Here is a 17,391-nt window from a genome sequence, read left to right as displayed (position 1 = left end):
GGGGAAGTGCGTTCAGACCCCGATTTGTGCAACAAAGCCTATTGAATCGACCAGTTCAACTAGCGGCCCGAACTCAAACCCATCTGCCGCGCGCAGAGCCGCGATGTAGCGAGCCCGATGGTTGCTGTCTGCGGTTAGTGCCCCGCCACCTGACCAATCGAGGAAGATTTCTGGATCAATTGTGGCCAGGTAGGCATCCGCCATGATCCTCGCCCAGCGTCCGTTGCCATTGGCAAAGGGGTGGACCCAGACCAGCTTATGGTGGAAACGTGCGATGGCTTCCAGCGGCTCGTAGGTGCCGTTCTCGCGCCAGTAGCGGGCATCGTCGAGGCAGGTGCGCATCTCAGTCGAGATGTGCCAGACTGGCACACCGATGTTCTTCTCGGATAGCCGGTAGACGCCCGCCCAATCCCAAACCTGGCCAAACAATCGCTTGTGGACCTCGCGAGCGGCATTGTCGGTCAGAACATCAAAGGACTTGGGACGCCGTTCCAGCCAGGTCAGCCCCTCGATGATGTTTTCACCCTCCAGCTCGTTCAGCTCTCCGCGCGAGGTGATGTGCTTGGCCTTGAGGCCAAGCAACTCGTCCGGTGTCAGTGGTGTTGCGCCGGAGGGTTCGTGCAGTTCCAAGGTCACTTCCAGAAATCCCTCGGCATCTCACGTGCGATTTCTCTCGCAAGTTCTTCGATCATTTCTTCCTGGCTGCGCAGGCCTTCGATCTGCTCTTCCAAGGCCATGTGCGCGCGGGTGCGCTTTATTATGCGTTTGGCCTTCTTGCGGGCCTGAGCCATGACGATCTCTTCGACCAGCCCTTCGCGCGGGATGATCGCATAAACTAGCTTTCCACCCATGGCCTCAGCCATCTTGTCGAGCTGATTCAGGGAGATTGTTCCAGCTTTTTCCTTCTGGACGGAGCTGTAGATGCTGTTCCTGGATACGCCGAGCCGTTCGGCTAGTGCGGGCGCGCTCATGCCGATGGCTTCCTGGAAGGTCGCGATCCAGCCCCCAAGTGGCTTGGCGAAGGCCTGAGCCATCCGTCTAGCCTGATTGATCTTGTCTTCGGCTTGCCTCTGTTTCGCGCGTGTGACGGACATCTGCCAACCTATGGTTTTGCATATTTGACTTAATCGTAATACCATAGTATGGCAGTTAGTTAATAACTGCAATACCATAGTATGGCATAAATGATAGATATGCCACACCGTAGTATGGCAAGTCTGAAAAAACACACTCAAACCCGGAGCCGCTCAAACTCGTTGATGTGCTGGGAAGGTTGAGCAGAAATCACTCAGTTTCCGCGAAGAAAAATTGCTGTCCAACGGCAATTTCCTTCGCATCAATACCCAACTCCTTGATCGGATAACCTTTATCGCCCCACCAACGGATATTTCGCATGTAGCCATTTCCAGCGACGTCCACAAACAAGCAGCGGATGTTCTGGTAGTCGCCCCAGACACCCGCTACAGCAACAAGCGAAACCCCTTCTGGAAGGCAGGCCACCTTTTCAAAACCGCGATAGTCGATGCCATAGTCGCAGGCCTGATGGTAGCTCATGGTGAAGTGGTCGTGTGCAAAACTCATTGGTTTCCCTTCCTCGCTAAAGTTCCAGGCCATGGTTGCGGCCCCGTTCGATCTGCAATTCCTTCAGCTCTGTTTCAGCCTCTCTTCGGCGGCCTTCGCTAAGGTCAAGCTCTCGCTCAACTGCGCGTCCAGCGCGTTGTAGGTGGCCTCTTCGCTCAGCAAGCCACGCAACGCCTGCATTGACGCGATCTGCGAGCGTATGAGCAACGTCGCGCAGGTCGCGATACCATCCAACTGGGCTTGCAGCCTCTTCGTCGAGCGCGCCTCTAATCCGGTCAATTCCTGCGCTGAGGTTTCGCAGGCCGTCACCAACCGCTCGACGCAGGCGAGCAAGTCGCGCTCCAAGGCTGTCAGGGGCGTCGTCATTCATTCCTCCTTGATCTTGATGCAGATGACCGGTGTCCCGGCCAGCGTGCAGGTCTTCTGCTCGGTCCGGGCGGGGTCTAGCGTCAGCAAGGTCTGTTCCCCATGGTCGATCCGCGTCAAGCCCAGTTCCGTCAGCTCCGAGCGTGTCAGTTGCACCGTCCAAAACCAGCTCGCGGCCATCATCGAGGCGATCCCCGTCACGATCAGCCCCGAGATCACCCAGGGCGAGATCGTCAGCCAGCGCCTGATCTGTTCGGTCCGCGTCTCGAACAAGCTCCTGTTCTCGTTCAGGAAGTGGCGCGTATCGCTCTCGATGGTACGCGCGTCGCTCGCAATGACCGTCAAATCGCTCCTGAAGCTCTCCAGCTGGGATGCCATCGAGGCGGCGTAGTCGTGGCGTATCGTGTCCAACTCCGCGTTCAATTTCTCGCTTAGCCGGGTCGGCTTGCCAGTCTTCATAGAAAATCTCTCCTTTCAGGCGCCAGCGTTCGCCGGTCTCGGGGTCTTGCGCGGTGAGGTAGGCCTTGCTCGCTCGGGGCAGGCCGAAACCCGCGTCCGTGAGCGCCTCGATCATGCTGGCGCGATCCTCGATCAGACCCATCGATATCTGATCGAGGATCCAAGCATGCAACTCGTCGCGGCCCTGGGCACGGGTCGGGGCCTCGATGGTGTCACGCACCTCCTGCGCGCGCTCCAGCTCCATCGGGTCGGCCCAGCCGTGGCCTTGGTTCATCAGGTCGCGCAGGCTGTCAAAGGCGTCCTGGTAGCCGGGCGGTGCGATGTTCAGGCTGCGACCGGTAGTCAACTCCAGGCGCGGGGTGCAGAAGTGCAGTTCGACCCGGTCCTCGTGGCTGTGACGGACCCAAAGCATGTCGTATTGCTCGCCGTCCAGCCCGGCAAAAGCCAGCTGCTCGAAGGCGTCCATGACCTCGACCTGCTGCGCCTCGCTGGGGGCGTCCTCGGCTGCAAAGCTGATCACGCCCGCTCGGTAAGTCCACTGGTGGCGGCTGGCGTCGATCAGCGCCTCGGTGCGGCTTGGGTCGCCGCGCAGCACCTCGGGCAAGGGATCGCGCACCGCGGTCAGGGGGAGGCCATCGGCATCGCGGATCAGGTCGCGCTTGCCGTCATAGGCCAGCACGCGCTCAGCCACGAGGTAGCCGACCGGTCCCGCGCCCGCGCCTTTGCCGTTGGGAAAGAACTTGATCAGCACCGCCGCGCCTCTTCGAGGAGCTGGGCAAGCCGGCGTTCGATCACCAATAGGCGGCGCGCGACGGTCAGGCTGTCGAGGTCGGTGCGGCCCACCAGCATCGCGTGGTTCAGCCATCGCGCGATCTGGTTAAGGTTGCCGCCTATGCGCCCAACTGCCAGCACCAGCGCCGGATCGACGCGCGGCACTGGCTTGCGGCGGCGCGCCTCGGTCAGGCCAAGCACCTCGCGCAAGAGCGTCGCGGCGGGCAGGCCAGCGGCCTCGGCCTTGGCGCGGAGCTCGGCTTTCTCAGCCGCCGTGCAACGGAAGACGAAGGTCTCTGTCAACGGCTCCTTTGCGCGGGCTTTTCCCGCGCCGGTGGGGTTCGAAGGGGAGGCTTGCCGCCCCTCGCAAGGTCCCGTGGCATCCGCGCCAGCGTATGACATGGGTCGCCTTGCTGTTTGCTCAGACCACATGGCAGTGCTCCGCGTTTTCTGACGTCTCGCGGATCAAATCTCTGAGTAATTGGAGTTGGTCCTGCCACTCAGCGCAGCCCAACGGGGCCGGTGTCCGTGCCGGAAGCCAGTATCCCAGGTGATGTTCGTGCGGAGACTGGGGCAGGCTGCGCTCCAGCGTGGTCATGCCTTCCCGGGCTAGCCTTTCGTTCCAGTCCCGAACAAAGCAGATGCCCCTCGGGACGAAAACGAGGTCCGAGCGCGCTCCGCCGGATTGCCCTTCATCGGACCAATCCGGCGCGGACGCGCGCTCTCGTTCTTTTCTAAGTTCTTGTTCTCTGTTCGGGGGGCGATCCTGTCCCCCTTTCCCGGACAGGTCTGTCCCGCTTTGTGGACAGGATTGTCCCCCTTTGGCGCGGCTAAGCGGGACAACTTTGTCCCCCTCCCGGCGGCGATCCGTGGCCCGTTTTAGGGCCGCTTTGGTCGGGTGGTAGCGAGAGGAATTGCCCTTATTGGTCCCGCGCTCCACGGTCATGTAGCCCGCCGCCTCGACCTTGTTCAGCGCCCGCTTGACCGACTTGGCGTGTTTGCCGATGGCCGCGCCGATGGTCTCGAAGGACGGACGGCTTTCGCCCGTCTCGTGGTCGGCGTGGGCCAACGCCAGGTAGAGCGCCACGCGCAGGGCGTTGTCGTCCAGCTCATGATCGGTGACCATTTCCAGCAGGTATTGCAGCTTAATCTTGCAGAAGGGCAGAAGATCAGACATCGGCCCCACCCGCGATTGCGATCACGCTTGCGGTCTGGGAGGTTTCCTCAGCAAACTTTTCGATTTGGCCGTTGACGCGGGTGCCAGCCCGGTCAGCGGCCTTTCGGTTTCTGAGGGAGCAGGACTCACCGAAACCCGCCTCAAATGCCGCATAATCCGGATCAAATCCGGACCGCCCCTTAACAAGGGTCATAGTAAAACGGGTTAAATATTTGGAATTATTGGTCGGAGTGAGAGGATTCGAACCTCCGACCCCTGCCTCCCGAAGACAGTGCTACTATTTCTCATAGCGGAACATTGCTGATCAGAATCTACTAATATCAAACAGTTATTGATTTTACTATGAACATAGAAGATCATTGAGTGCCGCGATTACGCATCACATTTGCGAGACAAAAACGAGACAAAAATGACATGGCCGCTTTGACCGAGCTATCAATTCGCAAATTCGCACATCCAGAAAAGGGAAGCGTAAAGCACCTTGATCCATCCTTGCCAGGATTTGGCATACGCTGCTCTGTTCGATCCAAGTCTTTCTTCGTGATGTATGGGGCAGATCGCCGCCTAAAAACGCTTGGCAAATGGCCAAAACTCTCTCTGAAAGATGCCCGCATTGCCGCTAGGCAGCTATTGGCTGCGCCGCCTGCAGTTCGCACCAGCCCCAAGTTTGGCGAGATGCGCGAGAATTTTTTGGCAGACTGCCGCCTGCGACTGCGGCCCACCACTGTCGAGCGGTATCACTACGCGCTCAAAAACATCGCAGATACCGAACTTGATGTGGTGTCCACCAATATAGCTGATCCCAACCAGATCAAGGCGCTCAAGGCACTCTTCAACTGGTGCATTGATCATGGATTTTATGATCGCAATCCATTCATGCGGCGCAAAGTGAAATTTGTGGTTCGCGACCGCCTGTTATCCGACGATGAAGTGGCTGCAATATGGCATGTTGAGCAAGCACCATACTCCGATATCGTTCGATTGTTGCTCATGACCGGGCAGCGGCGCAATCAGATTTGGCGCTTTCACCCGGATTGGGTTGAGGGCGACATGCTGACATTCCCAACAAGTGTAATGAAGAGCAAACGGCCGCATACCATTCCTGTTACAGGTTTTGGAGCGTACCTGCCTAAACAGCCGTTCGTGTTCAACGGATGGTCTAAGTCTAAGGCGCGCCTTGATCGACGTTCTGGGGTGGCTGATTGGGTATTGCATGATTTTCGGCGGTATTTTTCCAGCACGATGGCACGGCTTGGAGTGCCACTTCATGTTACTGAGCAAATAATTGACCACCGGTCACAGGTGAGCGGTGTCGCGGCAATATACAACCGCTATACTTTTTTGGAAGAGATGCGAGTAGCGCTGATCGCATATGAGGAGCATTTAACCTCCATTACGGCGCGATAGCCAGCGCGACAATTAGCTGATACCTTGATGACCTCTCGGGAGATTTGTCGTAACCGAGGGCATCGCGTTGCTCTCCAATCAAGGAGACATCGTGATGAGGATACTTTCAAAACGTCAGGTGAAGGAGCTTGTTCTGTACTCACCACAACACATAGCCCGGCTGGAGAAGGCAGGCCAATTCCCCAAGCGGGTACCGCTGGGCCCGAACCGGGTGGGCTGGGTTGAGGGTGAAGTGCTAGACTGGCTTGAAGAACGTTTGGCGCAGCGAGAAGAACCAAACCGACACTCCTGATTTCAGGAGCTGGGTGGCCGGGGTTGCAAACCCGGCCATCCGACATGCCTATTCTGTTTGATTTAGATATGTTGATAGTTTTGAAAGCTGTTGCGACGTATCAAATGTACTTTAGGCTTTGCGATCACCACTTTTCTGACGCACTCTGAAATTCTAGAAACTTGTTTCTTAAGCGGATATGGCGTTCCTGCATTTATTGAACCGCTAAAGTGAGTTCGTTGCGCGGGTGAGAGCAATCTCCACACAGTCAGCTACAATGGGAACCTACTAAATTGGCGCTAAATGCCTGATGTGCTATGAATAGCAATCAGGTGTTTTAGAACTTTTTGAGATACATTTACGTCAAAGGACGATTTTAATGCCGAAGAACATCCTCATTTTCTCTGATGGCACAGGGCAGATGGGAGGGCTGCGCCCAGATCAAAGGCTGTCAAATGTCTACAAAATGTTTCGGGCAATGCGGCCGGGGCCGGACTCACCAATTAGTCCTAGAGAGCAATATGCATTTTACGATCCAGGGTTAGGTGCTGGAGAAATCGACGGTATTACCTTCAAAAAGACCCGAACTATGCTGGAGGCCGCTGTAGGAACCGGTATCGATGAAAACGTGATTGATTGCTACGAAGCAATCATTTCTAGCTACGAACCCGGTGATAGGATTTGTGTATTTGGGTTCTCGCGGGGAGCATACACGGCAAGAGCAGTGACGAATGTCCTTAACCTTTGTGGTGTTCCAACTCAAATGCCAGACGGTAGCCCTGTGCCACGCCACGGGACCAAACTGCGCAAGATCGCAAGCGATGCTGTTAAGTATGTGTATAACCATGGGGCTGGATCAAAACGCAGTCTCTATGAGGACGAACGCGAAGAAAAGGCTCGCCGGTTTCGTAGAAAGTATGGATCAAACGCCGAAGGTGAAAAAGCGCTTGAGCAGGGCAACGTACAGCCTACTTTTGTGGGTGTTTTTGACACAGTGGCAGCGCTCGGAAATCGAAAAGCAAATGTGTTCGTTTGGGGGGCATCGATTGTCTTACTCGTGTTGTTCATGGGGAGTATCTACGGTGGAATGCACTGGGTATTCACGGTATTCCTAGGAGTTGTTGCAGCTGCAACTCTATATTGGCTCGTGAAAACACTTATGGGTCAGTTCAAGTACTTTTCACCAGACCCAGAACGGCCTCTGCGATTTAGTAATCCGGGTGATTGGTTATCGATCTGGAAGAATGGCCACTGGGCCGTATGGAACCAAAAGAACTACGATAAGTATCTTGATTCAGATGTTCAGTACGCAAGACATGCGTTGGCTATTGATGAGCATCGAGCGGACTTTCCACGTGTACAGTGGGGTAGTTTAAGTGAGGCTGCCAAAACAGAGGGACGTAAACTGCCATGGATGAAACAGTATTGGTTTGCAGGTTGCCACAGTGATATCGGGGGCAGCTACCCTGAAATAGAGTCGCGACTGAGTGATATTGCTCTGAAGTGGATGATCGATGAACTCAAGCAATGTGTTCCGGCGGTTCAAATCAACGACGGAAAGCTGGTTACTTCGCCGGACGCTAGATCGCTTCAACACGAAGAAAAGATTATGTTTTCGGCGGGACCAATCCGAAAGGAGTGGCCAAGAAAGCTGAGAGAAGTGAAAGTTGGCACCCTTCATGAAACGGTCTTGGAAAGACTGGAAGCGGGTGCAGTGCCTCAAATGGAGGAAGTAAAACCGTATCGTCCGGAAGCATTGGCGGATCATCATGATACGAAACATTACTATACGGAAAAAACTGACAAGTCTGCCAAGAATCTTGACCCAGCCCCCTGAAGTCGGGCCATTGAGGTGTTAGTAATCCGTCCAAGCAAAGGATGGACTATGAAACGCAGATTTAGTGACGAACAGATCATTGGGATGATCAAAGAATACGAAGCCGGGGTGAAGGCGCAGGAGCTGTGCCGGAAGTATGGGATCAGCGACGCGACTTTTTACAAATACAAAGCCAAGTTCGGCGGGATGAATGTGTCGGACGCGAAGAAGCTGCGCGCGCTTGAAGATGAGAATAATCGGCTGAAGCGCATGCTGGCGGACGCGATGCTTGATAATGCCGCGCTGAAAGACCTCGCGACAAAAAACTACTAACGCCTGACGTTAAGAGACGGGCCGTGTCGGACGTGATGGACCGGCACGGCTTGTCCGAGCGTCGGGCGTGCGAGTTGGCTGATCTGCATAGATCGGTCTTTCAGTACAGGAAGCAGAACCAGGGCGATGAGGCCCTGCGCAATCGGTTGCGCGAATTGGCGAATGAGCGTCGCCGGTTCGGGTATCGCCGTTTGGGCATTCTGCTCGCCAGAGAAGGGTTCGAAGTGAATCACAAGAAGCTGTTCCGTCTCTATCGCGAAGAAGGGCCTGCAGTCCGTCGCAGACGGTCGCGCAAGCGGGCTCTGGGCACACGCAGGCCCATTCTGGTGCCTGATCGCGCCAATCAGCGTTGGTCACTGGACTTTGTCTCTGATGCCTTTGCTGATGGCCAAAGGTTCCGTGTGTTGTGCATCGTGGATGATTGCACGCGCGAAGCCTTGGCAACTGTGGTGGATCGCTCATTGTCAGGTGCGCGGATGACCCGCGAACTGGATGATCTGATCCGACGGCGCGGCCAGCCCGACATGATCGTCTCCGATAATGGAACGGAATTGACATCCCACGCGGTGCTGAGGTGGTGCCAGGATACTGGCGTCGGCTGGCACTACATCGCGCCAGGAAAGCCCATGCAGAACGCCTTCGTCGAAAGCTTCAATGGCCGCCTACGTGACGAATGCCTGAATGAACACATCTTCGGCAACCTCGCCGAGGCACGAAAGATCATCGAAACCTGGAGGATCGATTACAACACAGAACGACCGCATACATCGCTTGGCGGGCTGGCTCCTGCCGTCTACGCCAATCTCAACCGAGCCACCCGGCCTGCCTCGCTTGAGCTACGCAAGGGCTCCGCTCAGCAGGCCTTGACTGCAACCATATCAACAGAAAGAAACAGGAACGGATTCTACACCTGAACGACCCGGATCAGGGGGCTGGGTCACACCTTTTGCGAGTGGTCTATGAATCAGAAGTCCGTGCATTCGTTGCCTGAAACACCTGCTGATTTCCTACAGTTATTGACCAATCGGTGTAGTATATTAAGTGCTCGATGTGATCCGGATTCAAATAGGAACCACTTTCGATATCAACGATAACTCTCTGACCAAAATGGGTTTGCTGATACGGATCATAAATCAAGACACCACGGAACCCTTCACCCAAAACGAGCGGAGGAAATCGTGCAAAATGACCGTCCCAATAGTTCGACCCACTGCCTAGATTGTCGATGTTTACGACATAGTCTTGACCTACAGACGCGGCAAACGCATTGTTCTCAATCTCGACAACAAACTCGTCAAAAGTAGATTTGGTTAGGTCGAGAGCATACGAGGACCAATCATTTTGGGTTTTGGACGTAAGGAAAATCGCAGCTTCTTGCTCACGGTTAGCATTGGGAAGGAAAAGCAGGTCAAGTTCGCGTAGTGTGTCGATCCGTTTGTACTCGACCGGAACACCAAATCTTGGCATGAAAAACCCTCGCTGTTCATTCTTCTAGTCAAACAATCGGCTAGCTCAATCCAAATGCTATACACTGTTATGAGTCGGGTCGAGTCGACTGTTCCGCGGAGTAAGAGGCGCGGCGTGAGCAATTGCCTTGAGCTATCCTCACCTTCGCCAATCTCGGTTTTCGGTACGATACCGGGATTCATGCCAAACGCAGCATCAGTTAAATTGGGCTCACAGCGGACCTCAGGGGCGGCGCGGCACCTGGGCTTGCCGCATCACGCTGCGGATCGTCAGCGGCACAAAGCAGAAGTTTGGGTGTCCTTCCCCCCTAGAGCTGGGCCATTACATTGGCCGCGAAAAGACGATTGGGCATGGCGAGGAAACGCTATTAGAGAAACCCCTGATCAGTGGCCCAGAAACAGGGGCTAGACAGTTTCCGCCACACCCAAAACTAGCAAGCCTTTCTAAGGAACTTCCAACTGCAGTGGGCGTCATAGCGAATTCTTGATCATGATTGGCTTCACGTCTTGAACTCCGAGTAAGGCTCCTCAATCAATCGCACCCAAAACACCGTCTGGCCCGTAATGCCGCCAAACTGAACACCAGACTCCACCACCCGTGAAGTATTGTAGTCTTTGCCCGGTCCCGGAGGAGGCACCTTTGCGTGCGCAACGCGAAGTGCCTCTTCCAAAGTTGCCCCTACTCCTTCATAAACGATCAAGTTATCAAGCACTTGTTACCTCCTCGTTCAATACTCGGCTCCAAGAAAGAAATAGCAGCATCCGCTATTCTTCCTCCAGAAATATTGTCAAACGCGACGAACATTGGCTGCGTATTGATCTCCAAGAAAACTAGATTCTTGGCATCATCGCGCATGAAGTCTGCAGCGTAAAATGTTAGGTCAAGAATGCCAGCCAATTTCTTCAGTCCAGGCACGACTTCCTCTGGTGGCACTATCATTTCGATTTTTGCTTGGTGTCTCTCACGATAATCTAGGTCTACGCTTGTTATGCTAAAGGCGAACACTTGATCTCCGACACCAAAGACTCTCACCTCGGGTCGATCTAACTTCTTCTGTACAAAGCGGGGATAATCCACCGAAGGCGCGTGACCGGTTTGTGGCTTGGACAACGACAGGGAAGACCTAAGCTCGGTGGTTAGGCTTCCACCAGCAACCGGTTTCACAATTGCTTCGATTTCCAGGTAACGATCGATGTCACTTGATGAGAGGGTGGCGACTAAGGTCTCACCTATTTGGAGACCACACTTCCTAGCATGACACAGATTGAAGATCTTATTGTTTTCGCTGGAAGAGGAAAATCTATTGAAACAACGTATTTTCTCGTTGCTCAGCATCCATCCACGTATGGCGTAATACCAATTTAGCGCAACTGACGGTAGGTAACCCTTATCACGGCATTGTTGAGACCAGAACACATCGTGCCTGATGAAGGCTGATGTTGGGTGGACCCGCTCACCATCGATATTCAGAGCTGTATCACCCAACTCGAAAGCAATACTTGGATTGCAATCCGGCCCTACAATGAGCTCCTTAAAAGGTACATCAAGTTCGATCAGACGCTTGAGGAACCGCCCAATGTTTGGATCAAGTTGACCGCCAGCAACAAGTATCAAGCTTAAACAAGAGTGCCCGAAGGGTTACTTCGGGTCTTCCTCACCGAGAGCCTTCGTTGTGATGCCACCTATCTCTTCCTCCTCGCCCACTGCCAAGGTGGTTACGATGCCCTCTTCCTCTCCGACCGGCATAGTTGTTACAGGTGGGTCTTCTTCGCCTACTGCCATGGTTGTGAGATCCCCAGAAACCCTAACCTCTTGGTCCTCCTCACCTTTCGCCATTGTTGTAAGCGCAGGCTCTTCTTCACCGAGCGCTAGCGTCGTTATGGGGGGATCTTCCTCGCCGACCACTAAGGTCGTGAATTTTGAATCATTCATTTTGAATCACCTTGCCACTCTTAATGCTCTAACCATATCACGTCACAGCGAAAAAGAATACGGTGGTTGAAGCTGCAGTAACGAACAACGCAGTCCCCCGTAATATGGGCCACTGCTCAACACTAAAATTGACTGGTAGCGGCCCTTAGCGGCCTTTCATCAGTGAACTCAGATGCCGCGTCTGCATCCCGCTTTCCAGACATTCGCTGCGTTTGCTTTGTTTCAGATTGCTCCCACCACTGAGAAATGGGGGTACCCGAAATTTTGCACGTGATTAGAAGAGCGGTACCAATTTTGGTCTTTTAGCTAAGAAGCTCATTTTTCTATGACAAAAGCCGCTCTGATGCGGCGCTCAAAATCGCGGGTGGGTGTTGCAACTACTTAGATTCGTTGGTTCAGAAACTCGAGAACGTCTTGATAAACTGCGGGGCTAGCTGAATTTGAAGTCAGGGTGGAGTGGTGCTTTCCCGGAAGGTCAGGTGTGTATCGCTCCAGAGCTGTACCGAGAATATCCTTTGCAGCCTTCATATGAGCTTCTTTGCAGATCCAGTCACCACTATAGCGGTACGCTTTGACGCACGGCAGGACCTTGTTGGCGGCCCCGGCTTCAATTTGCGCTCTATCCGCATCCGAAAATCCTAAAGACCTGATATTCCACAAAAAGGGAAACGAGGGTTGGCACGCGGCGACAGCGGTGACTTGTGGGCTCGCAACCCCTGCTATGGCAAACCCACCCGTCAAACACATGCCCACAATACCAATTTTAGCATCGGGATGATGGTCGGCAACATCCTGAATCAGGTGAAGCAACCAACCTGTAAACGGTCGACTGTCCGCCTCCGACTTTGCTGCAAACAGACGGCGAAACTCCTTGGTCACGCAAAAGGCAAGCGATTGAGCAGAGTTCATATTTGTACCGGGTGATTTAAAAATCAGCGGCATGTACACCTTGAAGCCTTCGTCAGACATTCTGCGACAGTAGTCGATAAAAGACTCTGACATGCCCGGAAGCTCATGGAGGATAATCAAGGGCTTCTCGCCGTTCTCGCTTATGAAAACGGGTATCTTGATCTCATTTCCGATCTCAACAGCATCATGAAAACCACTCAATAAATCATTTTGTGTCAAAGGCTTGCTCCCTACAAATCGATTGGAACGCACATTGAGGCTATCCAATAAATTAGATAGTTTATAGACTAAACTCGACTGCGTTGTGCGGATACCGCTATGTTCAACCAAGCAGACAAATATTTTGAAATAACAAAAAAATCTTTAGGCTTTGGCGCTGTGGATCGACATTTGGAAACAGGAATTTCATGGGATTTATTGGAAAGGATGCGTGGCGCATCAAAGAAAGAAAACGCAAAATTATGTCGCAAGTCGTCCGGCAACAGCTTGCTCCGGGCAAGTTCAAACACCTGCGACATGGACAAACCCACTATCAGTTGGCCGGGGACCCAACCGGACCTCTGCTAGTTTGCATTCATGGTTGGACGACGGCCAGTTACGTGTGGGAACAGCTGAGGGAAGAGTTCGTCAATCTAGGCTATCACGTTTTAACCTATGATCTCTATGGTCGAAATTTTTCCGACAGACCGCCAAATGTTGCCCATACAGCTGATTTGTATTCAGACCAATTGACCGAACTCCTAGACCAACTTGGCTTAAGTCAAAGGCGCTTGAACATTATTGGATACTCCATGGGTGGCGCAATCGCTGCGCATTTTGTCAATAGACGCATCGCGGACGTAGATCGCCTCCTACTTATTGCTCCTGCAGGGATGGAAATCCGCGCACCAAAGGCTCGTAACATCGCGCTTGAGAGCCCGGAGCTCTTTGACCCCCATATCCTACTTGCATTGCCAGTGCCGCTAAGATGGCAGTTTCGTAGAGCGGCGTTTGGGTTTTGGAACAAAAAGCCCGTCCGGGAAGTTAAAAGACGGCAGTTCCGCGAGCTGGACTATAAAGGTTATGTCCCAGCACTGCTGGCGTGCCTAAAGGGCATTCTCGCAAATGAAATGGAAGACGAACACAAGCGCATTGCTGAACGTGACAGCATTGCTGTCAAAGCGCTCTTTGCAGATGCGGACAGAACAATACCCTGGCCGCGCGCGAGAAATCTATTCGACGAGTGGAATCCAAATAAGGTAAGCGTCCGGATCCATGGGGCGGGGCACGGTTTGACTTACACCCACGTGGAACGAATTATGCAAGAAACCCAAGGATTCATGGATTTGGGTTGACTCGAACACGCGCATGGCGTGGTGCATCATTTATTATCAAGAAAGGAAATTCAAATGACCGACTTTTTTATGACCGTCCGCGGAAGATCAGGTGATGGGTACAGTAATAGGCTTGGCCCCGCAAAGTTCCTTTGCGTTCCTGACAAGGAACAGCCCACAAAAGAATATGAGGAGTCGTTCACGGCTTGGATGAAGAAAGTGCGCGCCGCTTCAGGTGCCTCAAGCGACAAGAAAGGCAACGTTGTCTTTTTTGTACATGGCTACAACACCGAAGTCATGGACATGGAGAGGCGTCACCATGACATTACAAAAGGTCTAAAGAAAGCAGGTTTTAAGGGTGCTGTGATTGGCTTTGATTGGCCGAGCAACGGACGAACTTTGGAGTATGTCTTTGATCGCCTGGATGCGCGGGCCGCTGCAAACCATCTAATGAGCTATGGTATCCGTCCCTTTGCCGAAAGGCAGGAGCCAGACTGCGATGTGAACGTTCATGTTCTGGCGCATTCCATGGGCGCCTTTTTAGTTCGAGAAGCGTTTGACTATGCTGACGATGACAATGCTACCGCGCAGACGAGTTGGACTATGAGCCAAATTGCTCTCGTTGCCGCAGACATATCAAGTAAGTCTATGAAAGATGGAAGTGCAAACTCCAGATCAATGATCCGACGCGCTACTCGTATCACAAACTACTTTAGTAAGCATGATGAGGTTCTATCTATTTCCGAGATCAAACGCGTTGGCGTGTCGCGGCGGCTCGGTCGAGTAGGTGCGCCTGATGCTAGATCAGAAAAGGTGGTCAATCTCGATTGTTCGGACCTATATAAAGCCAGTCCAGATTTACATGGCACGACGGATTCCCACCGTTGGTATTTTGAATCTCCGAGGTTCTACAAGGACCTGACAGCAACTTTCGTCTCCAATCTGGACAGGGATGTGATTGCTGGACGTGAACCTGCTGCAGGCGGTCTGCGATTGGCTTAGCGAGATTTGCGACTAGACCACTCCACAACTACCCATCCGGCCCAAAGCCGACCTCCACCACCCGGTCGAGATGCTGCGGCGCGGCCCGTTGAACCAGCCATTCGCTGCGAACGCAAAATCTCAACACAAGCGAACTCACAGAACGCGGACAAAGCGTAAATTCGCTGCTCGTGCGCGAATGGCAACTGTGCGAAATTCGTCGAAGCTTTCAGTGTCTGTTCTTAGCAACGTGCTTCGTAAATGGTCATTCTGCCGCCCGATCTCATTAAGATTCTGAAATTCTCCGGGTGAGGTTTGTGAAGACGTCAAGCTCGAAGAACCTCAAGTGCCTTACCTTCCAGGGACAACAAACGATCGCTTGTCATAGCTTTTGCACCGTGTCTATGATCTCCTAAAACACAAGGCGCTCGGATTTTGCAGGGTGCCTTTGTCTTGGGCGGCATATAAGCATGAAAGAGAGCAAGGTGAACTCTGATAGCCAATCTTGGAGTGTTCCAGGTTTTGGTGCGCATCACATAGCCAGGCTTCTGGACAACTGCGGCTCAGATATTGTGGCGCTGCTGAAATCGGCCAATCTGCCCGTTGATCTTCACGAAACTCCGCCGAATTTTGTTGATGTCCGCAACGAGCTCCGCCTTTTGGCACTCGCCATTGAAGAGACCGGAGACCCCCTGTTTGCGATCTCGGCCGGACAAACATTCAACCCCAGAAAGACGACGCTTCTCAGCTATGTCGTTTTGAATTCTCCCACCGTTGGCGCGGCTATTGAGAAGGCTGTGACCTACGCGCGCCTGGCACGGGGCTTTGCCAAACTGTCATTCTATGAAGAAGATCGTGGCATGTTCCTGGAGATCGATTCCGTCGCCCAGTTGATGCGCTCGGACGGAGCTCATAATGAGTTTCGAGTTTCCGCATTTTTGACCAGTCTTCAGATCGCGGCTGAGACGCCCCTTCCGGTGCTTGAGTTACGGTTCCCGCACGAATTGGCCGAGAAAAAACACGCACAGATTTCCAGTATTTTTTCAGCCCATGTCAAACAGGGCCAACGCGTTCCGGGTATCCTGTTCGACAATTCAGTAATGGACATTGCGATCAAAGATACGGACCCCGCATTGCTGTTGCACCTTGAAACGCATGTCCAAAACCTGATGAAAGATTTGCCGCCAGCAATCGGTGAAACAAGCGCTTTGGCGCAGGGCGAAATAACCTCGCGACTGTCTTTTAATGCGCCAACCCAGGATGAAATCGCAAAGACGCTGGGAATGAGTGTCAGTACCCTTGGACGCAAACTTGCCAAAGAAGGCACGACCTACAAACAACTGCTGAAGGACGTTCGTGCACGACTGGCAGAGCAGTATCTTGATGACCCCAAGCTGAGCCTTTCCGAGATTGCCTTTGCGCTTGGGTATTCTGATCAGGCGGCATTTACCAATGCCTACAAGACCTGGACGGGCCAATCACCAGGAAGTGTGAGAACCGTTTAGCGGATGCTAGTCGAGCGAAACACCGTCTCAAGCAACCGTTGATAGAGTTCAGCCCGTTTACGACCAAGCATCGGTGCATGCATCACAATTGTCGTTGACCGAAGGCTGTGACGCCAAGCCGGAGCTATGGCCAGATCCTATGGTGGTTTGGTGGGTTTTGGATTTCGTTTCCGCATGGGTGTGTACTTGCGAAACTGTTGAGCGAACATCCTGTGCATGTCCGCGCTGGCCGTGGTCACGCAACGGGCCCGCCATCGACATTCCAGCATTCAAAACAAGTGCGAACACTGTAGCGGTTGTAATCATTGCCTTTTTCATCTTCTCGTTCCTTTCTGTAGAGTGTGTGTCAATCCCGGCGCAAAAAGGGTCAGTTTCCCGGTGTAAAATTGGTCAGTTTGTTTGGGAGTTAGCTGCGCCTTGGTGCGTGTGCTTGTCATATAGCTGACGCGTGCCAGGGCGCGCTGGCCGCAGGCCAGCCCTTCAGCCTTTGCGGGTTGGTGTTTCAGCTTCGGGCTTTGCGGCTCTGTCGCAGCCGGAAGCTTTCGCCGTTCATTTCCAGGATATGCACGTGGTGGGTCAGACGGTCCAGAATGGCACCTGTGAGGCGTTCTGATCCGAAGACCTCGGTCCATTCGTCGAATGGCAGGTTGGAGGTGATGATTATGGAGCCGCGCTCGTAGCGCTGGGAGATGACCTCGAAGAGCAACTCGGCGCCTGTTTTGCTGAGGGGCACGAAGCCAAGCTCGTCAATGATTAGCAGGTCCTGGCTGACCAGCTGCTTTTGCAGGCGTTGCAGACGCCGCTCGTCGACAGCCTCAATCAGGTCATGAACCAGAGCGGCGGCGGTCATGAAGCGGACCTTGAGGCCTTTCTGGCAGGCGGCCAGCCCAAGCCCCAATGCAACATGGGTTTTGCCGGTTCCACTTGGTCCCAGTGCGATGACATTCTGGCGGTGGCCGACGAACTCGCAGCGGGCCAACTGCATGGTCAGAACTTTGTTCRGCGACGGGATAACCTTGTAGTCGAAACTGTCCAGGCTTTTTGTCGCCGGGAATTTTTCGGCCTTGATCCGACGTTCGATCATCCGGCGTTCACGCTCGATC

At 53.5% G+C, this 17,391-nt stretch carries 21 protein-coding genes; 7 read left to right on the top strand and 14 right to left on the bottom strand.

The window, feature by feature from the left end; translation table 11 throughout:
- Nucleotides 1-12: 12 nt before the first annotated feature.
- The 7 genes from D9K61_RS05755 to D9K61_RS05725 form a co-directional block, all read right to left on the bottom strand.
- Nucleotides 13-636: a mobile mystery protein B gene (locus tag D9K61_RS05755; protein WP_254055691.1), complete on the bottom strand. Its 624-nt coding sequence runs from the start codon at nt 634-636 to the stop codon at nt 13-15.
- The gene (locus D9K61_RS05750; RefSeq protein WP_120632303.1) at nt 633-1,094 is read right to left on the bottom strand and encodes a mobile mystery protein A; all 462 of its coding nucleotides are present in this window, start codon (nt 1,092-1,094) and stop codon (nt 633-635) included. The genes D9K61_RS05755 and D9K61_RS05750 overlap by 4 nt, the downstream gene beginning before the upstream one ends.
- A gap of 190 nt (nt 1,095-1,284) precedes the next feature.
- Nucleotides 1,285-1,614: a hypothetical protein gene (locus D9K61_RS05745; protein ID WP_254055690.1), complete on the bottom strand. Its 330-nt coding sequence runs from the start codon at nt 1,612-1,614 to the stop codon at nt 1,285-1,287.
- Complete coding sequence (locus D9K61_RS05740; protein ID WP_120632302.1) at nt 1,598-3,157, bottom strand: relaxase/mobilization nuclease domain-containing protein; 1,560 nt, start codon at nt 3,155-3,157, stop codon at nt 1,598-1,600. Before D9K61_RS05740 ends, D9K61_RS05745 begins: the two co-directional genes overlap by 17 nt.
- On the bottom strand, nt 3,151-3,480 hold the full coding sequence (gene mobC, locus D9K61_RS05735; protein WP_254055689.1) for a plasmid mobilization relaxosome protein MobC: 330 nt from the start codon (nt 3,478-3,480) through the stop codon (nt 3,151-3,153). Before mobC ends, D9K61_RS05740 begins: the two co-directional genes overlap by 7 nt.
- 118 nt (nt 3,481-3,598) lie before the next feature.
- Nucleotides 3,599-4,354: a helix-turn-helix domain-containing protein gene (locus D9K61_RS05730; RefSeq protein WP_120632301.1), complete on the bottom strand. Its 756-nt coding sequence runs from the start codon at nt 4,352-4,354 to the stop codon at nt 3,599-3,601.
- Nucleotides 4,347-4,547, bottom strand: coding sequence for a hypothetical protein (locus D9K61_RS05725; RefSeq protein WP_120632300.1), 201 nt, complete (start codon nt 4,545-4,547; stop codon nt 4,347-4,349). Before D9K61_RS05725 ends, D9K61_RS05730 begins: the two co-directional genes overlap by 8 nt.
- Before the next feature lie 221 nt (nt 4,548-4,768).
- Between D9K61_RS05725 and D9K61_RS05715 the strand changes: the two genes are divergently transcribed.
- The 4 genes from D9K61_RS05715 to D9K61_RS05700 all read left to right on the top strand — a co-directional run bounded on the left by D9K61_RS05715 (nt 4,769) and on the right by D9K61_RS05700 (nt 9,095).
- Nucleotides 4,769-5,761: a site-specific integrase gene (locus D9K61_RS05715; protein ID WP_120632299.1), complete on the top strand. Its 993-nt coding sequence runs from the start codon at nt 4,769-4,771 to the stop codon at nt 5,759-5,761.
- A 94-nt stretch (nt 5,762-5,855) separates the two neighbouring features.
- Nucleotides 5,856-6,053 (top strand): AlpA family transcriptional regulator, encoded by a 198-nt coding sequence (locus D9K61_RS05710; RefSeq protein ID WP_120632298.1) that lies wholly within the window; start codon nt 5,856-5,858, stop codon nt 6,051-6,053.
- A gap of 358 nt (nt 6,054-6,411) precedes the next feature.
- Entirely contained in the window at nt 6,412-7,869 is a 1,458-nt protein-coding gene (locus D9K61_RS05705) for a DUF2235 domain-containing protein (RefSeq protein WP_120632297.1), read from the top strand.
- Between the two features lie 48 nt (nt 7,870-7,917).
- Nucleotides 7,918-9,095, top strand: a protein-coding gene (locus D9K61_RS05700; protein ID WP_120632296.1) for an IS3 family transposase whose coding sequence is annotated in 2 segments (ribosomal slippage) — nt 7,918-8,164 and nt 8,164-9,095 — 1,179 coding nt in all. Because the reading frame shifts where the segments join, the coding sequence is not laid out codon by codon here.
- Between the two features lie 43 nt (nt 9,096-9,138).
- Here D9K61_RS05700 and D9K61_RS05695 read toward each other — a convergent pair.
- The 5 genes from D9K61_RS05695 to D9K61_RS05675 all read right to left on the bottom strand — a co-directional run bounded on the left by D9K61_RS05695 (nt 9,139) and on the right by D9K61_RS05675 (nt 12,708).
- Nucleotides 9,139-9,648, bottom strand: a complete 510-nt coding sequence (locus tag D9K61_RS05695; RefSeq protein WP_120632295.1) for a hypothetical protein — start codon at nt 9,646-9,648, stop codon at nt 9,139-9,141.
- Between the two features lie 499 nt (nt 9,649-10,147).
- On the bottom strand, nt 10,148-10,360 hold the full coding sequence (locus tag D9K61_RS05690; RefSeq protein ID WP_120632294.1) for a hypothetical protein: 213 nt from the start codon (nt 10,358-10,360) through the stop codon (nt 10,148-10,150).
- On the bottom strand, nt 10,345-11,262 hold the full coding sequence (locus tag D9K61_RS05685; protein WP_162946771.1) for a RimK family alpha-L-glutamate ligase: 918 nt from the start codon (nt 11,260-11,262) through the stop codon (nt 10,345-10,347). The genes D9K61_RS05690 and D9K61_RS05685 overlap by 16 nt, the downstream gene beginning before the upstream one ends.
- A gap of 24 nt (nt 11,263-11,286) precedes the next feature.
- Nucleotides 11,287-11,580, bottom strand: a complete 294-nt coding sequence (locus D9K61_RS05680) for a hypothetical protein (RefSeq protein ID WP_120632292.1) — start codon at nt 11,578-11,580, stop codon at nt 11,287-11,289.
- 381 nt (nt 11,581-11,961) lie between these two features.
- Nucleotides 11,962-12,708, bottom strand: a complete 747-nt coding sequence (locus tag D9K61_RS05675) for a dienelactone hydrolase family protein (protein WP_216825759.1) — start codon at nt 12,706-12,708, stop codon at nt 11,962-11,964.
- 188 nt (nt 12,709-12,896) lie between these two features.
- On the opposite strand from D9K61_RS05675, the gene D9K61_RS05670 reads away from it, so the two are divergent.
- The 3 genes from D9K61_RS05670 to D9K61_RS05660 all read left to right on the top strand — a co-directional run bounded on the left by D9K61_RS05670 (nt 12,897) and on the right by D9K61_RS05660 (nt 16,288).
- Nucleotides 12,897-13,823, top strand: a complete 927-nt coding sequence (locus D9K61_RS05670; protein ID WP_120632290.1) for an alpha/beta fold hydrolase — start codon at nt 12,897-12,899, stop codon at nt 13,821-13,823.
- A 54-nt stretch (nt 13,824-13,877) separates the two neighbouring features.
- Nucleotides 13,878-14,804 carry an alpha/beta hydrolase gene (locus D9K61_RS05665; RefSeq protein ID WP_120632289.1) on the top strand — a complete coding sequence of 309 codons (927 nt, stop codon included), beginning with the start codon at nt 13,878-13,880 and terminating at the stop codon, nt 14,802-14,804.
- Between the two features lie 449 nt (nt 14,805-15,253).
- Entirely contained in the window at nt 15,254-16,288 is a 1,035-nt protein-coding gene (locus D9K61_RS05660; RefSeq protein ID WP_120632288.1) for an AraC family transcriptional regulator, read from the top strand.
- 57 nt (nt 16,289-16,345) lie between these two features.
- Here the strand turns inward: D9K61_RS05660 and D9K61_RS05655 are convergent, their stop codons facing one another.
- Together D9K61_RS05655 and istB are read right to left on the bottom strand one after the other, a co-directional pair.
- The gene (locus D9K61_RS05655; RefSeq protein WP_120632287.1) at nt 16,346-16,606 is read right to left on the bottom strand and encodes a hypothetical protein; all 261 of its coding nucleotides are present in this window, start codon (nt 16,604-16,606) and stop codon (nt 16,346-16,348) included.
- A gap of 184 nt (nt 16,607-16,790) precedes the next feature.
- On the bottom strand, nt 16,791-17,391 hold a 601-nt coding region (gene istB / locus D9K61_RS05650; RefSeq protein WP_120632286.1), incomplete at its 5' end, for an IS21-like element helper ATPase IstB.

Origin of the sequence: Ruegeria sp. EL01 (genome assembly GCF_900313035.1) — a bacterium.
Lineage (GTDB): Bacteria > Pseudomonadota > Alphaproteobacteria > Rhodobacterales > Rhodobacteraceae > Ruegeria.
The sequence above is the reverse complement of the archived record's forward strand: the minus strand, read 5'-3'. Positions and strand labels throughout refer to the sequence as shown.